We start from the raw sequence: 16658 nt of genomic DNA, 5'->3' as shown, positions 1-16658 counted from the left end.
GGCGGTTGACGCAGGCGTCAAGGCCCGTCAATCATCGCCCGCAAAATCGCGGTCTCAACAAACGATCCGAAAGCAGGGAAGAAACGATGGAAAATGCCGAAATCGGCCTGATCGGCCTTGGCACGATGGGCTCCAACCTGGCGCTCAACATCGCCGAGCACGGGCACCGCATCGCTGTCTTCAACCGCACCAGGGCGCGCACCGACGCTTTCATCGAGAATGCCGGCGCGCTCAGGGACATGGTCGTGCCCTGCTACAGCCTGGAAGAGCTTGCCGCCGCCATCCGGCCGCCGCGCCCGATCATCATCATGGTGCTGGCCGGCAAGCCGGTCGACGAACAGATCGCTGCGCTGCGCGGCGTTCTGTCGGCCAATGACATCGTCATCGATGCCGGCAACGCCAATTTCCGCGACACGATGCGGCGCTTCTCCGAGCTTTCCGGCTCGGACCTCACCTTCATCGGCATGGGCGTGTCCGGTGGCGAGGAGGGCGCGCGCCACGGGCCGTCGATCATGGTCGGCGGCACGGAGGACTCATGGAAGCGCGTCGAGAAGGTGCTGACGGCGATCTCCGCCAAGTTCAAGGACGAACCCTGCGCGGCATGGCTCGGCACCGACGGCGCCGGGCATTTCGTCAAGACCATCCATAACGGCATCGAATATGCCGACATGCAGATGATCGCCGAGATCTACGGCATCCTGCGCGACGGCCTGGGCATGGGCCCGAAAGAGATCGGCGCGGTGTTTGCCAACTGGAACAAGGGCCGGCTCAACTCCTACCTGATCGAGATCACCGCCAAGGTGCTGGCATCAGACGATCCGAAGACCGGCAAGCCGGCGGTCGACATCATCCTCGACCGCGCCGGCCAGAAGGGCACCGGCAAATGGTCGGTCATCGAGGCGCAGCAACTCGGCATTCCGGCGACGGCGATCGAGGCGGCGGTGGCGGCACGCGTTCTATCATCGATCAAGGACGAGCGGCTGGCGGCGGAAAAGGCCTATGGCAATGCCGGCGTCACGAAGATTTCAGGTGACAAGGATGCCCTGCTGAAAGATCTGGAACTGGCGCTGTTCGCCGGCAAGATCGCCGCCTACGCCCAAGGATTCGCGGTGATGAGCGGCGCCTCCAAGGAATTCAACTGGAACCTGCCGATGCCGACCATCGCCAGGATCTGGCGCGCCGGCTGCATCATCCGCTCGCAGATGCTCGACACCATGGCGGAAGCCTTCAGCAAGGGCGGCGCCTCGACCAACCTTCTGATGGCTCCGGCCTTCATCGCGCTGATGCAGGAAGCGCATCCGTCGCTGCGCCGCATCGTGGCGAGGGCTTCGGAGGCCGGTTCGCCGGTTCCGGCGCTGTCTTCCGCACTTGCCTATTTCGACAGCTACCGCCAGGGCCGCGGCACCTCGAACCTGATCCAGGCGCAGCGCGACTTCTTCGGCGCGCACGGCTTCGAGCGCATCGACGACAAGGGCGCTTTCCACGGGCCGTGGGGGAGCGGTGCGGCTGGCTAGCCCAAGGGCCTAAACGGAAACCGGCGGGCTGAACGCCTGAACCTCGCTGGTGGCGACCAGGCGCTGCAACGAGCCGGGTGCGGCGCCGCCGATCCAGCCGAGCACGGAGCGGGCGAGATCGGAACCGGCCAGGCGGAAGTTCTCGTTGACGACGAGCAATTCCGGCCGGAACAGGTGCAACAGGTCCGACGACTGCTTGGACACGACATCGACGTCGCGGCCAAGCTTGAGGCCGGCATCCTCGATGCCGGCGACGATCGCCAGTGTCGCGGCGGCAGCGCTGCTGACGAAGCCGTCCGGCCTGTTTTCGCGGCGCATCACCTGCGCGGTCCTGGTCCTGATCTGCTCGATCGTGTGATCGATGGAAACGGTGTTGAACGGAATTTCGCTGGCTCCGACCTCGCTCAGCGCATCGGCAAAGCCGTTCAGCGTGTGGCCATAATAGGTCAGCCCGGGCGGCGGCGACAGAAGCGCCAGCTTGTGCCTGCCCATGCTCGCCAGGCGGCGCACGGCCTCCATCGCGAAAACATGGTTGTCGAAGTCATGGTAGGGATGGACGAGGCCCATGTCGGTGCGGCCATGCGTGGCAAAGGGCATGCCGTGCTCGAGCATGTAGCGGGCGCGCGGATCGTTCGGTTGGGTGCGCGAAATGATGACGCCGTCGGCCGAGCCGGTCTCGACGAGATAGCGGATCGGCTCCATCGGATCCTGCGAGCGGGAATAGGGCGTGACGATCAGGTGATAGGGCGTTTCGGCGAGCACTTCCGAAACGCCGTAGATGATGTCCGAGACAAAGCTCATGATCTCGCGGTCAGTGTTGAGCACGAGGCTGATGACATTGGTCCTGCCGGTGCGCAGACGCACGCCGGCGCGGTTCGGCCGGTAGCCGATCTGCTTGGCGACGAGCTGGACGCGGCGCCTGGTTTCGGCGCCGATTTCCGGGGCATCCTTCAAGGCGCGTGACACGGTGGTGACGCCGAGCCCGGTCATGAAGGCAAGCGTCTTCAACGTCGGCCGTCCCTGTGCCGAGGTCTCCCCGCTCTTGTCCGTACGCTGTCTGTCCATTCGTCCCGCCCGTCAGGCGCATAGCAGCCGCGAGCCATGTCGGCAATCGCCGTCATGGCGATACGATATGCGTTCCAGCCCCGGTAAAGTCTCAATACACTGAAACGTTACAGATTGCCATATCGAGTTACATGTCCCTCGCCCACGAGGTGGATGGTTCTTTTGCGAAACGCTTGGGATTCCAGGAGAAATTGCCTCTGCCGCCGCCTTTTTGCCCGTATCAGGCGGCATTTCGGTGTTTGCGCCGCAGCAAACCATGCTGCAGTGCATGAGAAGCGCGATCATCCATGCGAATTTGTTCGCAGCCCGAAAAAATATCGAGGGTGCTTCGTTGATGGGTTGCACAGCCCGCGCAATTGCCGTATCGAAAATCTGTAACGTTTCAGATTCTGGGAGGAGCCGAAATGCGATACAAACTTTTGACCGCTGCGCTGGCAGCGACGGCCGCGTTGCAGTTTGCCGGCCAGGCGGCCGCGACGGACCTGGAAGTCACCCATTGGTGGACGTCGGGCGGCGAGGCGGCGGCGGTTGCGGAACTTGCCAAGGCATTCGATGCGACCGGCAACCACTGGGTGGACGGCGCCATTGCCGGCTCCGGCGGCACGGCGCGGCCAATCATGATCAGCCGCATCACCGGTGGCGATCCGATGGGCGCCACGCAATTCAACCATGGCCGGCAGGCGGAAGAACTGGTGCAGGCCGGCCTGATGCGCGACCTCACCGACGTCGCCACCAAGGGCAAGTGGACTGATGTCGTCCGGCCGAAGAGCCTGCTCGACGGCTGCACCATCGACGGCAAGATCTATTGCGTGCCCGTCAACATCCATTCCTGGCAGTGGTTGTGGCTGTCCAACGAGGCCTTCGAGAAGGCTGGCGTGCCGTTGCCGAAGGACTGGAATGAATTCGTGGCGGCAGCGCCGGCGCTGGAAAAGGCCGGCATCATCCCGCTCGCCGTCGGCGGACAGGCCTGGCAATCCTCCGGTGCCTTCGACGTCCTGCTTGCGGCTGTGGGCGGCACGGACACATTCCTCAAGGTCTACAAGGACAAGGATGCCAAGTTCGCCGCCGGGCCCGAAGTCGCCAAGGTCTTCAAGGCCGCGGACGATGCCCGCAAGATGGCGAAGAACACCAATGTGCAGGACTGGAACCAGGCGACCAACCTGGTCATCACCGGCAAGGCCGCTGGCCAGATCATGGGGGACTGGGCACAGGGCGAGTTTCAGGTTGCCGGCAAGACCGCGGGCAAGGATTACACCTGCCTGCCAGGCCTTGGGCTGAACGAGGTAATAGCCACGGGCGGTGACGCCTTCTACTTCCCGCTGCTCAAGGATGCCGACAAGAGCAAGGCGCAGGAGGTGCTGGCCGAGACGCTGCTCGATCCCAAGACGCAGGTTGCCTTCAATCTGAAGAAGGGATCCCTGCCGGTGCGCGGCGACGTCGATCTCAATGCGGCCAACGATTGCATGAAGAAGGGCCTTGCCATCCTTGCCAAGGGCGCCGTCATGCCGTGGACGGACCAACTGCTTTCGCAGGACACCCAGAAACAGAAGGAAGACCTTTTCGCCGAATTCTTCGCCAAGCCGGAACTGACCGTCGAAGACGCGCAGAAGCGCTTCGCCGACCTCATCGCTTCGGCGGACTGACGCTGGAGGCAACCCGCCTCGCTCCCGGCCTTGCGAATGCAGGGCCGGGAATGCACCGCCCTTACCCAGCCGGCTGACGAGATGAGCAAGAGCGCACGCCCCAACCTTCTGTTCCGCAACCTCAATGCGAAGGTCGCCTCGATCCCGATGATCCTCACCGCCATGGTGGTTTTCGTCGGCGGCACCGTTTGGACGGTGCTCTATTCCTTCACCAATTCGAAGCTCCTGCCGCGGCTGAATTTCGTCGGACTAGACCAGTATTACCGGCTGTGGGCGGCGCCGCGCTGGCTGATCTCGATCGAGAACCTGTTGATCTACGGCGCGATCTCGCTGGTGTTCTCGCTGGTCATCGGTTTTCTGCTTGCCGCGCTGCTCGATCAGAAGATCCGCTTCGAGGACACGTTCCGCACCATCTTCCTTTATCCTTTCGCGCTCTCCTTCATCGTCACCGGCCTGGTCTGGCAGTGGTTGCTCAATCCGGATTTCGGCATCCAGCATGTCGTGCGGGACTTAGGCTGGACGAGCTTCAGCTTCGACCCGCTCTATAATTCCAGCATCGTCATCTACGGCATATCGATCGCTGCGCTGTGGCAAGGCACCGGGCTCATCATGTGCCTGATGCTGGCCGGCCTGCGCGGCATCGACGAAGACATCTGGAAGGCGGCGCGCGTGGATGGGATCCCGATGTGGAAGACCTATCTGTTCATCGTCATCCCGATGATGCGGCCGGTCTTCATCACCACGCTCGTCATCATCGCTTCCGGCATCGTCAAGGTCTATGACCTGGTCGTGGCCCAGACCAGCGGCGGCCCGGGCATCGCATCCGAAGTGCCGGCCAAATACGTCTACGACTATATGTTCTTCGCCCAGAACCTCGGCCAGGGTTTTGCCGCCTCGACCATGATGCTGCTCTCGGTGGTGATCGTCATCGTGCCTTGGGCCTATCTCGAGTTCGGGCGACGCAAATGAGCATTGCAGACATCACCGCTCAAGCAAGCGTTGCCGCCGGCGCGCGCCAGGAAATCGCAGGGCCCTACGGTCCAAAGCCGCGCCGCATGATTTCGCGCCGCAACGTCTTCCTCTACGGCACATTGTTCGTCATGGCGGTCTACTACCTCTTGCCGCTCTATGTCATGATCGTCACCTCGCTCAAGGGCATGCCGGAGATCCGGCTCGGCAACATTTTCTCACCGCCGCTCGAGATCACCTTCGAGCCGTGGGTCAAGGCGTGGTCAACGGCCTGCACCGGCCTTAACTGCGACGGGCTCTCGCGTGGCTTCTGGAATTCGGTGCGCATCACCGTGCCGTCGGTGCTGCTGTCGATCGCCATCGCCTCGGTGAATGGTTATGCACTGGCCAATTGGCGCTTCAAGGGCGCCGATACGTTCTTCATCATCCTGATCGTCGGCGCCTTCATTCCCTACCAGGTGATGATCTATCCGATCGTCATCATCCTGCGCGAAATCGGCCTCTATGGCAGCCTCAGCGGGCTGGTGATTGTCCATTCCATTTTCGGCATGCCGATCCTGACGCTGCTGTTCCGCAATTATTTCGCCTCGATGCCGGAGGAGCTGTTCCGGGCGGCACGCGTCGACGGCGCCGGCTTCTGGGGCATCTTCCTGCGCATCATGCTGCCGATGTCGCTGCCGATCTTCGTCGTCGCCATCATCCTGCAGGTGACCGGCATCTGGAACGACTTCCTGTTCGGCGTCGTCTACACCCGCCCCGACACCTATCCGATGACGGTGCAGCTCAACAACATCGTCAATTCGGTGCAAGGCGTGAAGGAGTACAACGTCAACATGGCCGCAACAATCCTGACCGGGCTTGTGCCGCTCATCGTCTACTTCATTTCCGGCAAGCTTTTCGTACGCGGCATCGCCGCCGGCGCGGTGAAGGGGTGACGGCGATGACGGCAGCCAATGATACCAGCGTTTCGATCCAGGACCTGTCGCTGAACTTCGGTGCGGTGACCGTCCTGGAGACGCTCAATCTCGATGTCGCCGATGGCGAGTTCATCGTGCTGCTCGGGCCGTCCGGCTGCGGCAAGTCGACCTTGCTCAACTGCATTGCCGGCCTGCTCGACGTTTCCGAGGGCCGCATCTTCATCAAGGGCAAGAACGTCACCTGGGAAGAGCCCAAGGACCGCGGCATCGGCATGGTGTTCCAGTCCTATGCGCTCTATCCGCAAATGACGGTGGAGAAGAACCTGTCCTTCGGGCTGCGTGTCGCCGGCACGCCAAGAGAAGAGATCGCCAAGCGGATCGCGCGGGCGGCTGAAATCCTGCAGATCGAACCGCTGCTGCAGCGTAAGCCGGCCGCCCTTTCCGGCGGCCAGCGCCAGCGCGTCGCGATCGGACGGGCGCTGGTGCGCGATGTCGACGTGTTCCTGTTCGACGAGCCGCTGTCCAATCTCGATGCCAAGCTGCGCGCCGAACTGCGCGTCGAGATCAAGCTGCTGCATCGCAAGCTGCAGAACACCATGATCTACGTCACCCACGACCAGATCGAGGCGATGACGCTGGCCGACCGCATCGCGGTGATGAAGGGCGGCGTCATCCAGCAGCTCGATGCGCCGCAGACCATTTACAACCGCCCGGTCAACCGCTTCGTCGCCGGCTTCCTTGGCTCGCCCGCAATGAACTTCGTCGATGGCCGCCTGGAAGACGCCGACGGCGGCTGGCGGTTCGCGGCCGAGGATATCAAAATCCCGCTCGGCACTTACGACTTTGCCAAAGCTCCGGCTCCCGGCCCCGTCACATTCGGTATCAGGCCCGAGCATGTCAGTCTGAACAGCGGCACCGGCTGGCCGTTTTCGATAGCCGCCAATGTCGAGGTGGTCGAACCCATGGGCTCCGACACGCTGGTCTGGCTGAAGCTTGCCCGGCAGAATTTCAGCGTCCGAGTGACCTCGGAACGCACGCCCAAGAACGACGAGGCGGTGACGCTTGGCTTCGATCCGATGCGCGCTTCGCTTTTCGACACCGCAACCGGCACACGCATCTAGCTTCCGAGAACCAACCTTCCAATCCCCAAGCGAACGGACAGAGACGATGAATTGGTCATTCCAACTTTACAGCGCCCGCAATTTCCAACCCTGGGACGGTGTGCTCGCCATGCTCGGCAAGCTCGGCTACGCCCAGGTCGAAGGTTTTGGCGGCGTCTATGATGATCCCGGGGCATTCCGTGCCGAGCTCGACAAGAACGGGCTTGCCATGCCGACTGGGCATTTCTCGATCGACGCGCTCGAGAACGATTTCGACGGCGTGCGCAGAACCGCCGACGCACTTGGTATCACGCTGCTCATCTGTCCCTTCCTGATGCCCGATCAGCGGCCATCCGACGTGGCCGGCTGGCGCGGCTTCGGCGAACGCCTGGCCAAGGTCGGCGACGCCGCGAAAAAGGCCGGCTACGGCTTTGCCTGGCACAATCATGATTTCGAGTTCAAGAAACTTGCCGACGGATCGGTGCCGCAGGACCACATCCTGTCATCCGCGCCCGATGTCAGCTGGGAGATGGACGTTGCCTGGGTGGTGCGCGGCGGCGATGATCCGTTGTCGTGGATCGAAAAACACGGCAAGCGCATCAGCGCCGTCCACGTCAAGGACATGGCCAAGCCCGGCGAGGGGCTGGATGAGGATGGCTGGTCGGATGTCGGCCATGGCACCATCGACTGGGCCGGCCTGATCAAGGTGTTGCGTGCCAAGAGTGCTGCCCAATACTACGTCATGGAACAGGACAACCCCAACGACATCGAGCGTTTCGCCCGCCGCTCCATCGCAGCCGCCAAAACCTATTAGGAGCAATCAGCATGGCAAAGAAACTTGGCATCGGCGTCATCGGCTGCGGCAACATCTCGAAGGCGTATTTTTCACTAGCGCCGCTGTTTCGCGGCATCGAAATGCGTGCCTGCGCCGACATCAACATGGAGGCGGCCAGGGCGCGGGCGAAGGAGTTCAAGCTGCGCGCCGACACCGTCGAAGACCTGCTCAGGGCCGACGATATCGACATCATCGTCAACCTGACCATCCCGGCGGTGCACTACGAAGTATCGAAGCAGATCCTCGACGCCGGCAAGCACGTCTATTCGGAAAAACCGTTCGTGCTGTCGGTCAAGGAAGGGCTCGACCTTAAGAAGCGGGCGGAGAAAAAGGGTCTTCGGATCGGATCGGCGCCAGACACTTTCCTCGGCGGCGCGCACCAGCTGGTGCGCAACCTGATCGACACCGACAAGCTTGGCAAGGTCACGAGCGGTACCTGCCATGTCATGGGCCACGGCATGGAGCATTGGCACCCCAATCCGGATTTCTTCTTCCAGCCGGGCGCCGGTCCCGTGCTCGATATCGGGCCTTACTACATCACCAATCTGATCCAGCTGATTGGACCGGTAAAACAGGTCGCGGCCTTCGCGACGACGCCGGCCAAGGAGCGGACGATCAGTTCAAAGCCGCGCGCGGGTGAAAAGATACCGGTCAACACGCCGACGACCATCCATGGACTGCTGGAGTTCGAGAACGGTGCCGTTATAACGCTCAACACCAGCTGGGACGTCTGGGCCCACGGCCACGCGCCGATGGAACTCTATGGCGAGGCGGGTACGGTGTTCGTGCCGGACCCGAACTTCTTCGGTGGTGACGTTCGCTTCACCGACGCGGCCAAGCCGGTCAAGAAGCTGCCGAACTGGCCGCATCCGTTCGGCGTGCCCAACGAGATGCATTCGCAAGGCATGATGGCCAACTACCGCACATCGGGCCTCGCCGACATGGCAGTGGCGATCGCGGAAGGCCGACCGCATCGCTGTTCGATGGAGCTGGCGCTGCACGCCGTCGACGTGATGACCGGGCTGTTGCGCTCCGGCGAAACCGGCAAGTTCGTCGCCATGCAGACCACCTGCGAACGGCCGGCCGCACTTGGCGTCAAGGAAGCCAAGGCGCTTTTGGCGAAGAAGAAATAGGGCAGCACACCTCAACCCTCTCCCCGTTCCGACGGAGAGAGGGTAAAGGTGAGGGCAGAGCCAACTCGCCGCGCTGTCGCGATGCAGCCGACCGGCTCGCTTCCATTTGAGGATTTTCCGATGCCCTACACGCCTGCCGAAAACCGCTATGAAAAGATGATCTACAACCGCTGTGGCCGCTCCGGCCTGAAGCTGCCGGCAATCTCGCTCGGCCTGTGGCATAATTTCGGCAACGACACGCCGCAGAGGACCAAGCAGGCGATCGCGCGCAAGGCCTTCGACCTCGGCATCACGCATTTCGACCTTGCCAACAATTACGGTCCGCCACCCGGTTCTGCCGAGACCGCTTTCGGTGAAATCCTGCGCACCGACTTCGCCGCCTACCGCGACGAGCTGATCATCTCGACCAAGGCCGGCTACGAGATGTGGGCCGGACCCTACGGCGAATGGGGCGGGCGCAAATACATTCTGGCCAGCCTCGACCAGAGCCTGAAGCGCATGGGGCTCGACTATGTCGATATCTTCTATTCGCACCGTTTCGATCCCGACACGCCGCTGGAAGAGACCATGGGCGCGCTCGACCATGCCGTCCGCTCGGGCAAGGCGCTCTATGCCGGCATCTCGTCCTACAATTCGCAGCGCACGCGCGAGGCCGCCGATATCTTGAAGCAGCTTGGCACGCCTTGCGTCATCCACCAGCCGAGCTATTCGATGCTGAACCGCTGGGTGGAGGAAGATGGCCTGCTCGACACGCTCGAAGGGCTCGGCGTCGGCTCCATCGTGTTCTCGCCGCTGGCGCAAGGCATGCTGACCAACAAGTATCTCGGCGGCATTCCCGATGGCAGCCGTGCCTCCCAGGGCAAGTCGCTGAAGACAGCCTTCATCAACGACAAGACCATCGCCAACATCAAGGCGCTCGACGCCATCGCCGGCAAGCGCGGGCAGACGCTGGCGCAGATGGCGCTGGCCTGGGTGCTGCGCAAGGGCAGGGTGACCTCGGCACTGATCGGCGCCAGCCGGCCGGAGCAGGTCGAGGACTGCGTCGGCGCGCTCAAGGTGCTCGACTTCAGCGATGCCGAACTCGCCGAGATCGACACCTATGCGCGCGAATCCGACATTAATCTGTGGGCGGCTTCCGCCGAGCGCAAAGGCCCGCCGCGAAAATAAGTCCTCTCGATAAGCCGGCAAGCAAAACGGCGGGAACCTCTCCCGCCGTTTTGCTTGAAAGCGAACAGCGCTGCTTCAGGGCGTTTTCGGTTTCTGGGCGGTGCCCAGTCCCGCCTTGGGCTTTGCCGGCGCGGGAGCCGAGGTCTTCATCTTCGCCTCGATCCAGCCGGTGTAGTTGGCCAGCCGTGTGTAGATGCCGTAGGCCTCCTTGTGGCCGCACGCCGCACTGCCGTCAGCCGGGCCTTCGCCCCAGCTGACGACGCCGACCTGGACCGGGCCTTCGGCACCGGTCATGAACAGCGGGCCGCCGCTGTCGCCGTTGCAGGCATCGCGCACGCCGCTGGTGGTGCCGGCGCAGATCATGTTGCCGGTCAGCGGGTCGGTCATGTCGGCGGCGATCGCATTGGCGGCCGCGTCGATGCCTTTTTCCGAATAGCGCATACGGCGGGACAGATCACCGAGCGCTGCCTTCAGATCACGCGCATAGATGGCCTTGATGCCGCTGTTGCAGGCCTGGTTCGACTGCAGGTCGAGATCGACAACCATCAGCGTGGTCGGAAAGGTGCCGTCCTGCATCTTGCCCCAGCCGATGACGGTCGTCTTGCCGGTGTCGGGCGTTGCCTCATGGGCGACCTTGATGGTCGGCGCATCGGCCGGTTCGGCAAGCCGGAGCAGGGCGAGATCGTTGTCGAGCGTTTGCTCGCTGTAGGCTTCGTTGACGATGACCTCCACCACCTTGTGGCGCTTGCCCTCGCTGAGATCGGTTGCACCGGTCAGCACGGTGACGCTCTCCGGCGAAACCGGCTGACCCTTGTCGTTGAGGCAGTGTGCTGCCGTCAGCACCCATTGCGGCGCGATCAGGCTGCCGCCGCAGAACTGGGCGTTGGCCTGCGATGCCGGATTCTCGTCCAGCCTGTCGGTGGTGAGCAGCGCGACCTGGAACGGGTAGGCTCCCTTTTCGGCCTGGTTGCCGCCGTAGACGCGGTCGGCCGCGTCGGGGTTCTCCGCCGCTGCCTTCGCCCTGGCTTCCGTCACGCGCTTCATTGGCGAGACCGCTGCCTCCGGTCGGGCGACCGCTTCGTCGGCCTGGGTGGAATTGGCTGCCGCAAGGGCGGCTGCGATGCCGAGCAGCGATGCGGCGGCGATCGGCCTGAACCGATGGGTGATGTTCATCTGAAGCCCTCCTGAGATATGTTCCCGAGCGGACCAGCCCCGGCGCATGATCAACAAAGCAAGCCTCAGACTGGTGGTCAGGCCGCGCAGCTTTTGTTGCAGCGGCACGGCAGGGACACCAAGTCAGGCACTGCTTCGCGTATCCCGTTCCTGTGCAGACCCCGTTCAAAACCCTATAGCCCCCCACGGGCTATGTGGAAGCTAATTGTCATTCCAATGTTGTATTAATTTAGGCAATATATCCGCCCGGGTGTCTTTAGCGGGGGCTTTTGACCGACCGCATAGGCGATGGTCATATTTCAAGTGCGGTAACCAAACTCCTTTTTCGACGCCACCACGATCTCGACAATATTTCTGTATTTTGATCCAGTCCTTGCTGAATTTTGGGAGAGTCTCACCATGACAAAACTGATAAACGCACTCATTGCGTCCACATTGCTTTCCACCGCAATGTGGGCGGTTCCAGCTTTCGCCGCGGATTCTGGCTCCGCCAGTGCCGGCAATGGCGAAAGCGCGCGCGACGTGACTTCAGGCGACTACAAGCCCGGGCGGGCAAAGCCAATCGCGCCACCGAAGCTGACCGACGAAGACAGCCGCGCCGCGCCGCTTGCCGACGAGGCAACGGCCGTCAAATCCTATGGCATCGTCGGACGGTCCGCCGATGGCAAGGAGATCAAGATCGAGCCGAGCCAAGCGCTGCGGGAGCTTATCATCAAGGAACTGAACGCTCCGGCCACTGGAAAAGATGGGGCCGAGCGCAAGACCGAGGATCCGGACCTCGGCGAAGGCGAAGCCGGCCGTCAGGTCTTCGGCACCGACGATCGCGAGCAGGTCAAGAACACCAAGACCTATCCGTTCTCGGCAATCGGCTATCTCGAAGCTAAATCGCCGAAGACGGGCAGCTTCGGCAGCTGTTCGGCAACGCTGATCGGCCCGCGCACGGTGCTCACCGCCGCGCACTGCCTCTACAGTCATGAGGACAAGGATTGGCTCTCCGACTATCTGTTCGTGCCGGGGCTGAACGGCAGCACGGCCGACGACGCACCGTTCGGCGCCTTCGCCTTCGAAAGCGCCTATGTGCTGCAAGGCTTCATCGACAACTACCAGGGTTATTATGGTTCGGTCCTGCTGTGGGATCTCGGCGTCGTCACGCTAAAGCAGGATGTCGGCACCAATCTCGGCTGGCTGGGCTATGCCAACTATGAGGATCTCGGCGATTTCACCGCCAATCTCGTCGGCTATCCCGGTGACAAGCCGATGGGCACGATGTGGAAGGCAAACTGCGAAGTGCACGCCGAAAACATCGCGCCGGAATATTTCCAGTATGACTGCGATACGTTCCCAGGGTCGAGCGGCAGCTCGGTCTATGCCTATGACAACAAGGCCAAGCAGCGCATCGTCACCGGTGTCAACGTGGCGGAAAGCCCCGACGCGAACACCGCCGTGCGCCTCAACGCTGCCAACGTCCAGTGGATCAACAGCCTGTATAAATAATCGCTGCGCATTCGCGGTGGAGACAAAGGCGGCGGCGCAATCCCGCCGCCTTTTTTCGCGCCGCTATTTGGCTGCGGGTGCAGGCGGGCCGTTGCGCACATAGTTCTCGATTGCCGAAGCGAAAGTGGGAGAACCCGCCTTGCGCTGCTTGTCTATGTAGCCGGCAAAATAGCTCCAGAACGAGACGGCATAGTCGCGGAAATAGGCGTCGGTCACCTTGCGCGAACACAAATCGCCGTCGACACAGAAGGACAGACGGTTGAGGAAATAGACGATGCGGTCGAAATTCTCGCTGAAATCGGCGAGCGGCATGTCGCCGCCGGAGGCGGTCATCGCCTCGATGCCGATCCGTTGCCGGAACACCTGCTCCTCGGTCGGCGAGGGGTTGGCGCTGAGCAGATTATCATATTTGGCGTTGAGGCCCGTCAGACGATCTTTCAGCGCGCGCTGCGCCTGCTGGTAGTCCTTGTTTTCCCAGAGTTCGACAAGCGACATGGTCTGCTCGACGCGCTTCTGTTCCTGGTTGGCCAGGAACTGATAGATCGAAAACATCAAGGTGAAGATGATGGCGAGACGCACCGCCATGCCCGACCAGGCATAGACCAGCATGCGCCAGTCGGGGTCGGTGAAGGGATTGCTCTCCTTCTTGATCTCGTGGGCGCTTGGCCAAGGGAAACCTTCGGTGGTTTCCGGCAGCGCCGTTTTGCCGGCCGGCGCCTTTGCTGGTGCGGTCACTGCCGTCTGCCTGGTGTTGCCCGTTGGCTTCTTCATCCGCAGCTGTCCAGTTCAATGGTGGCGGAGGGATCCAGCACAATGCCCGGCGTCTCCAGCTTCCGTTTCAGGCATTCCAGTTGCAGGCGCGAAATCATGAACTGTACGTCGGGCTCCGCCGCCCCCTTGTTGGGGGACGGCAAGGCTTCGACGACGCCGCGCGAGGCGCAGTTGCTGAGATCGACGATAACCGCGTCGCTGCCGCTTTTGGCGAACTGGTCGTACTGATCGAGAAAACACGTCGCCAGTTCCGAGTTGGTGACGATCTGCTTGACGCACAGGCCGCAGGCCTCGTCCGCCGAAGCGTTGGCGATCAGCAACAGGCCGCCGGCAAGGCCGGTTACCGTTCCACGCCAGGAAAACACAGAATTCTTCACAATCGATCCTATCCGTTTCATCCGGCCGTCATGCGCCAGGACGCGGCCGGGAATGTTCTCATATCGCGCCGATCGCGCAAGAGCCGCCACAGAGCCATATGGCCCTGGTCGCCGACATCCGCTCAGGCGCGCGGCACCGTTTCCATCGGGAAGATCATCACCGCGCCTTTCGGGCCGCTCTTGTCGGCAAGCCGCATCACCGAGCGGGTGGCCGGCGCCATGCCGAGATCGGTCAGCATGTCGGAGAAGCCGGCGGAGCCCGTTCCACGCGTCGCCGAGGCGACGCCGTCCTGTGCCAGGAAGCTCAGATCCTGCTTCTCGCTCTCCGGCGGCGCCTCGGTCAAAACAGCGATCATCCGCTCCATGCCGAAACTGGTGTCGGTGAAAGCCAGCAGCCCCTCTTCGAGCGTGGCCTGCGGGGCGAGGCGTTCGGCAACGATATGAGTGATCGAATAGTCGCTGCCGACATAGAGCACGTTGATGTCGACCAGCAGGTCCGAGCCGTTCTTGGCCAGCACATGCACTTCGTCGCCCGGCGAGACGCGCGGCACAACCGAAGCCTGCAGCGGTTCGAGGCCATCCTTGTCGCGACGTTTGACCTGGAACTGGACGTCGACGTCCTCGGGCTTGTAGTCTGAGGCCGCCGCCAGCCGCGAAAGCCCGGTGGCACGGAAGATGGTGCGCAGGTTCCTGGCCGTTGCATCGGCCAGCTTGTGGCGGTCGTGAATGATGATCAGCGGCGGTTTGCCGCCCTCCTTCAGGCTCACGTCGCCCGACGCCGGCAGGAACCACAGCGCCGGCTTGTCGGTCGCATCCTTGACGCCGGGAACGGCATTCTCGCGCATCACCGCGAGGCGAAGGTCGGCGCTCTTGCCGGGCTCGACCAGCTCGATGTTGAAGCCGGTCTCCCTGGCTGTGGCCAGTTCGTCGAGAACCGCATTGACCAGAGCGGTTTCCTTCTCAAGTCCCTTGGCTATGGCCGGCCGCGCCAAGACGAGCTTGTAGTCGACGGCGATCTCCGCCACCCGCGCATAGGCGTTGGCGGGAATGTCGGCGACTTCGAGCGCCGGCTTCTTGTCGAACTCGACCGGCTTGACGCGACTTTCCAGGTTTTTTGCCGACTGCACTTCGAGATAGCCGACCGCGTCGGACAGCGGCGATAACGCCGACGGCAGGATGGCGAGCTTGCTGCCGGGGGTGAGGCGATGCAGCAGCCCGGCGCCGATCGTCGCTTCGCCGTCCTTGATGACGACAGGCCACTGCATGAGTGCATCGGTCTTGTCGGTGCCGAAGACGCGGGCATCCAGTTCGCCCTCGAACAGCGGTGTCGGCCGGGTGCGGCTGTCGGCCGAATATTGCTGCAGCACGGCCTGGCCGAGCTGGCGATAGGTTACGTTGGGATTCTCGGCCAGTTTGGACAGGATGGTGAAGGTGAACAGGCCCAAGCGCGGCGCATCCGCGATGCCCTTGGGCAACGGCATCTCGGGCGTCGTCTCCACCGTCTGCGCGGCATAGAAGGCGACCAGCTTGCCCTTGGTGATCGGTTCGCCACCGGTCGGCGTCAGGGTGAAGGCGGGCTTGCGCGTGCCATTGTCGTCGATGCCGCGCGAGCCGGCGACCGAAATCACCTCGTCATAGGCCTTGATCGCGGCAGCCCGCTCGGCCTCGTTGCCGCCGACCAGGTCGGCGAACTCGACCTTGCGCTCCAGCTCGTCATCGACCTCGACGGCGCGTGTCGCGGTTCCGGAATGGCAGCAGTCGAACACAACCCAGACGAAAGCACCCTTGTCGCGGATGGCGTCGAGTGCCGCGCCGATTTCGTTGTCGATCAGCGCATTGGGCACGCCGGCATCGCGGTTGATCCATTTGCCGATATCGACGGGCAGGAAGATCTCGTCGAGCCCGTCGGTTTCGTCGCCCTTGACCATCTGCGGCTGCTGGGCACCGTGACCGGACAGATGCAGATAGACGAAATCGTCGCGCTGGACCTTGGCGGCAAGGTCGGCCAATGCAGCCTTGATCGCCGCATGGGTCGGCAGGCCACTGGCGCCGGGGACATCCTTGGCGAGCAGCGTGACGTTTTCCGGCGCGAAGCGCACGGGGTCGGGCACATTCTTCAGGAGATAGTCGCGGACGAGGGCTGCATCGTTCTTCGGCCCGACAAGCCAGTTCCTCTGCGGCAGGTTGGGATATTCGGTGCAGGCGACCAGCAGCGCATGGTAGGTGCGCGATGCGGCCATGGTCCGGAACGATACCATGCCGGCCATGGTCAAGGCGGACGTGCCGACCAGCAGCGTCCGCCGCGTCAATTTGATCATGATTGCTTCCCCAAGCCCGACCGAATTTCCAAGCGCGGCAATCCTTGCCGAAGATATTGTCAGTATTTTGAACGTCACATCGCAGAGCAACCTGCCTGTTGCCCCGCTCCGATCGATGTTCTCGACCGCCTCGGCAGAATGCTGGAAACAGTAGCAAAAATGCCTGTTCGTCGCTATCTGGA

The 16658-nt window shown here is 62.6% G+C and carries 14 protein-coding genes; 9 read left to right on the top strand and 5 right to left on the bottom strand.

What is annotated here, in order from left to right:
* Nucleotides 1-86: 86 nt before the first annotated feature.
* Nucleotides 87-1514, top strand: coding sequence for an NADP-dependent phosphogluconate dehydrogenase (gene gndA, locus AC0L24_RS07700; protein WP_128364600.1), 1428 nt, complete (start codon nt 87-89; stop codon nt 1512-1514).
* A 9-nt stretch (nt 1515-1523) separates the two neighbouring features.
* Here the strand turns inward: gndA and AC0L24_RS07695 are convergent, their stop codons facing one another.
* Nucleotides 1524-2579: a LacI family DNA-binding transcriptional regulator gene (locus tag AC0L24_RS07695; RefSeq protein WP_292334094.1), complete on the bottom strand. Its 1056-nt coding sequence runs from the start codon at nt 2577-2579 to the stop codon at nt 1524-1526.
* A 404-nt stretch (nt 2580-2983) separates the two neighbouring features.
* On the opposite strand from AC0L24_RS07695, the gene AC0L24_RS07690 reads away from it, so the two are divergent.
* The 7 genes from AC0L24_RS07690 (at nt 2984) to mgrA (ending at nt 10343) form a co-directional block, all read left to right on the top strand.
* A complete protein-coding gene (locus AC0L24_RS07690) occupies nt 2984-4222 on the top strand; it encodes an ABC transporter substrate-binding protein (protein ID WP_127382134.1) in 1239 nt (412 codons plus the stop codon).
* A gap of 81 nt (nt 4223-4303) precedes the next feature.
* Nucleotides 4304-5191 carry a carbohydrate ABC transporter permease gene (locus AC0L24_RS07685; protein WP_127322195.1) on the top strand — a complete coding sequence of 296 codons (888 nt, stop codon included), beginning with the start codon at nt 4304-4306 and terminating at the stop codon, nt 5189-5191.
* Nucleotides 5192-5193: 2 nt separating this feature from the next.
* On the top strand, nt 5194-6126 hold the full coding sequence (locus AC0L24_RS07680) for a carbohydrate ABC transporter permease (RefSeq protein WP_027037756.1): 933 nt from the start codon (nt 5194-5196) through the stop codon (nt 6124-6126).
* A 5-nt stretch (nt 6127-6131) separates the two neighbouring features.
* Nucleotides 6132-7229, top strand: coding sequence for an ABC transporter ATP-binding protein (locus AC0L24_RS07675; protein ID WP_292634430.1), 1098 nt, complete (start codon nt 6132-6134; stop codon nt 7227-7229).
* A 46-nt stretch (nt 7230-7275) separates the two neighbouring features.
* A complete protein-coding gene (locus tag AC0L24_RS07670) occupies nt 7276-8022 on the top strand; it encodes a sugar phosphate isomerase/epimerase family protein (protein WP_292634427.1) in 747 nt (248 codons plus the stop codon).
* Nucleotides 8023-8033: 11 nt separating this feature from the next.
* Complete coding sequence (locus tag AC0L24_RS07665; RefSeq protein ID WP_473563616.1) at nt 8034-9176, top strand: Gfo/Idh/MocA family protein; 1143 nt, start codon at nt 8034-8036, stop codon at nt 9174-9176.
* 120 nt (nt 9177-9296) lie between these two features.
* On the top strand, nt 9297-10343 hold the full coding sequence (gene mgrA, locus AC0L24_RS07660; RefSeq protein WP_292635330.1) for an L-glyceraldehyde 3-phosphate reductase: 1047 nt from the start codon (nt 9297-9299) through the stop codon (nt 10341-10343).
* Nucleotides 10344-10418: 75 nt separating this feature from the next.
* On the opposite strand, the gene AC0L24_RS07655 is transcribed toward mgrA, so the two are convergent.
* Entirely contained in the window at nt 10419-11516 is a 1098-nt protein-coding gene (locus tag AC0L24_RS07655; protein ID WP_473563615.1) for a S1 family serine peptidase, read from the bottom strand.
* Nucleotides 11517-11915: 399 nt separating this feature from the next.
* Between AC0L24_RS07655 and AC0L24_RS07650 the strand changes: the two genes are divergently transcribed.
* Nucleotides 11916-13010, top strand: a complete 1095-nt coding sequence (locus AC0L24_RS07650; protein WP_128288046.1) for a trypsin-like serine peptidase — start codon at nt 11916-11918, stop codon at nt 13008-13010.
* 63 nt (nt 13011-13073) lie between these two features.
* On the opposite strand, the gene AC0L24_RS07645 is transcribed toward AC0L24_RS07650, so the two are convergent.
* From AC0L24_RS07645 to AC0L24_RS07635, 3 genes are all read right to left on the bottom strand, one after another.
* Entirely contained in the window at nt 13074-13781 is a 708-nt protein-coding gene (locus tag AC0L24_RS07645; protein WP_127809290.1) for a DUF4760 domain-containing protein, read from the bottom strand.
* Nucleotides 13778-14158 (bottom strand): hypothetical protein, encoded by a 381-nt coding sequence (locus AC0L24_RS07640; RefSeq protein ID WP_127809291.1) that lies wholly within the window; start codon nt 14156-14158, stop codon nt 13778-13780. Before AC0L24_RS07640 ends, AC0L24_RS07645 begins: the two co-directional genes overlap by 4 nt.
* A 122-nt stretch (nt 14159-14280) precedes the next feature.
* On the bottom strand, nt 14281-16476 hold the full coding sequence (locus AC0L24_RS07635) for a caspase family protein (RefSeq protein WP_292635322.1): 2196 nt from the start codon (nt 16474-16476) through the stop codon (nt 14281-14283).
* Nucleotides 16477-16658: the final 182 nt, after the last annotated feature.

This window comes from Mesorhizobium sp. WSM4809 (assembly GCF_055811655.1).
The sequence above is the reverse complement of the archived record's forward strand: the minus strand, read 5'-3'. Positions and strand labels throughout refer to the sequence as shown.

Excerpts from the sequence above, each read along its gene's own strand:
- gndA (WP_128364600.1), top strand. The coding sequence starts at position 87 with ATGGAAAATGCCGAAATCGGCCTGATCGGCCTTGGCACGATGGGCTCC.
- AC0L24_RS07695 (WP_292334094.1), bottom strand. The coding sequence starts at position 2,579 with ATGGACAGACAGCGTACGGACAAGAGCGGGGAGACCTCGGCACAGGGA.
- AC0L24_RS07690 (WP_127382134.1), top strand. The coding sequence starts at position 2,984 with ATGCGATACAAACTTTTGACCGCTGCGCTGGCAGCGACGGCCGCGTTG.
- AC0L24_RS07685 (WP_127322195.1), top strand. The coding sequence starts at position 4,304 with ATGAGCAAGAGCGCACGCCCCAACCTTCTGTTCCGCAACCTCAATGCG.
- AC0L24_RS07675 (WP_292634430.1), top strand. The coding sequence starts at position 6,132 with ATGACGGCAGCCAATGATACCAGCGTTTCGATCCAGGACCTGTCGCTG.
- AC0L24_RS07670 (WP_292634427.1), top strand. The coding sequence starts at position 7,276 with ATGAATTGGTCATTCCAACTTTACAGCGCCCGCAATTTCCAACCCTGG.
- AC0L24_RS07665 (WP_473563616.1), top strand. The coding sequence starts at position 8,034 with ATGGCAAAGAAACTTGGCATCGGCGTCATCGGCTGCGGCAACATCTCG.
- mgrA (WP_292635330.1), top strand. The coding sequence starts at position 9,297 with ATGCCCTACACGCCTGCCGAAAACCGCTATGAAAAGATGATCTACAAC.
- AC0L24_RS07655 (WP_473563615.1), bottom strand. The coding sequence starts at position 11,516 with ATGAACATCACCCATCGGTTCAGGCCGATCGCCGCCGCATCGCTGCTC.
- AC0L24_RS07650 (WP_128288046.1), top strand. The coding sequence starts at position 11,916 with ATGACAAAACTGATAAACGCACTCATTGCGTCCACATTGCTTTCCACC.
- AC0L24_RS07645 (WP_127809290.1), bottom strand. The coding sequence starts at position 13,781 with ATGAAGAAGCCAACGGGCAACACCAGGCAGACGGCAGTGACCGCACCA.
- AC0L24_RS07635 (WP_292635322.1), bottom strand. The coding sequence starts at position 16,476 with ATGATCAAATTGACGCGGCGGACGCTGCTGGTCGGCACGTCCGCCTTG.